Source organism: Halanaerobium sp., assembly GCF_003070835.1.
Window position 1 is genome coordinate 1 of the sequence record NZ_QBLR01000425.1, and the last position, 2,248, is coordinate 2,248.

General features: G+C 39.2%; 1 protein-coding gene and 1 pseudogene. Both read left to right on the forward strand.

Going from position 1 to position 2,248, the window contains the following annotated elements; genetic code table 11:
- The first annotated feature begins 76 nt into the window (after positions 1-76).
- On the forward strand, positions 77-2,143 hold the full coding sequence (gene fusA, locus CI949_RS19985) for an elongation factor G (protein ID WP_290769716.1): 2,067 nt from the start codon (positions 77-79) through the stop codon (positions 2,141-2,143).
- Positions 2,144-2,168: 25 nt separating this feature from the next.
- A pseudogene (locus tag CI949_RS19990) lies at positions 2,169-2,248 on the forward strand (elongation factor Tu); the annotation flags it as partial.

A 2,248-nucleotide genomic window follows, 5' to 3' on the forward strand; every position in this document is an offset into this window, starting at 1 on the left:
TAGAGCTTTTGCACATTATAGATGGTAATTTAGTTGCGTGATGATGTATATAATTTTTATATAAGGGGGGAGAATAGTGGCCCGACAATTTCCACTAGAGAAAACACGTAACATTGGTATTATGGCACATATTGATGCAGGAAAGACAACTACAACAGAAAGAATTCTTTACTATACAGGTCGAGTTCATAAAATGGGTGAAACACATGATGGTGCATCTGTTATGGACTGGATGGAGCAGGAACAGGAAAGAGGAATTACAATTACCTCTGCTGCTACTACCTGTCAGTGGCGTGAGAATAGAATTAATATTATAGATACGCCCGGACACGTGGACTTTACAGTTGAGGTAGAAAGATCCTTAAGGGTTTTAGATGGAGCAATTGCTTTATTCTGTTCTGTAGGTGGTGTAGAACCACAGTCCGAAACTGTATGGAGACAGGCTGATAAATATGGAGTTCCCAGAATTGCATTTGTAAATAAAATGGATAGAACGGGAGCTGACTTTTTTAGAGCTGTAGACATGATGAAAGATAGACTTGGTGCTAATGCAGTGCCAATTCAACTTCCAATTGGAAGTGAAGACAGCTTTGATGGTGTTGTTGACCTTGTAGAAATGGACGCTATTGTTTATGAAGATGAACTTGGTGTTAATTTTGAAAGAGTTGAAATACCTGAAGATATGAAAGAACAGGCAGCAGAATACAGAGAAATTTTAATGGAAGTGCTGGCTGAAGAAGATGATGAATTTATGATGAAATATTTAGAAGGTGAAGTAAGCACTGATGACATTAAAGATTTACTGCGTCAGGCAGTACTTAATGTTAATGTAATCCCAGTATTATGTGGATCTGCTTTTAAAAACAAAGGTGTACAGATGCTGCTGGATGCTGTTTTAGATTACCTGCCTTCTCCAACTGATGTACCACCAATTGAAGGTTTTAATCCGGAAACTGAAGAAACTGAAGTAAGAGAAGCTGATGATGACGCTCCTTTCTCCGGTCTAGCATTCAAAATTATGTCTGACCCTTATGTTGGAAAGTTAGCATTCTTTAGATCTTATTCAGGGACTTTAGAAGCGGGATCATATGTATATAACGCAACAGCAGATATTCGCGAAAGAGTTGGCCGTATCTTACAGATGCACGCTAACCGCCGTGAAGAAAGAGATGAAATTTTTGCTGGTGACCTTGGAGCTTTAGTTGGTCTTAAAAATACAAGTACAGGTGACACAATCTGTGATCAGGATCATCCAATTATTTTAGAAGCAATGGAATTCCCTGAACCAGTTATTGGTGTTGCAATTGAGCCTAAGAGTAAAGCCGACCAGGATAAACTGGGTGAAGCTTTACAGAGATTAGCAGAAGAGGATCCAACATTCAGAGTTCACACTGATGAGGAAACAGGGCAGACAATTATTGAGGGTATGGGAGAATTACACCTTGAAGTTATTGTTGACCGCCTCTTAAGAGAATTTAAGGTTGATGCTAATATTGGTAAACCTAAGGTAGCTTACCGTGAAACAATCACTAAAAAAGTTACTGGTGTTGAAGGTAAATTCATCCGTCAGTCTGGTGGACGTGGACAGTACGGTCATGTTGTGATTGATATTGAGCCACAGGATGCAGGCGAAGGATTTGAATTTGAAGATAAGATTACAGGTGGAGCAATTCCACGCGAATATATCCCTTCTGTAGAAGACGGAATTAGAGAAGCCATGGAAAACGGAATTATTGCCGGTTATCCAGTTGTTGATGTTAAAGTAACACTGAATGATGGTAGTTACCATGATGTTGACTCATCAGAAATGGCATTTAAAATCGCTGGTTCAATGGGCTTCAGACAGGGAGCTAAAAAAGCTGGTCCTGCAATTTTGGAACCTGTAATGAGTGTTGAAGTTGTTACTCCTGAAGAATATATGGGAGATGTAATGGGTGACCTTAATGGACGCCGCGGAAAAGTTGAAGGCATGGAGCCTCGAGGTAATGCTCAGGTTGTTAGTGCTCATGTACCACTTTCTGAGATGTTCGGTTATTCAACAGATCTTCGTTCTAAAACTCAGGGTAGAGCAACTTATACAATGCAGTTCTCTCATTATGAGCAGGCACCAAAGAGTATTGCTGAAGAAATTATTGGAGAATAGATAAATTTTTAAGGAGGAATAAAAAATGGCAAAAGCAAAATTTGAAAGAACAAAACCACATGTTAACATAGGAACAATAGGACATGTTGACCATGGAAAAACAAC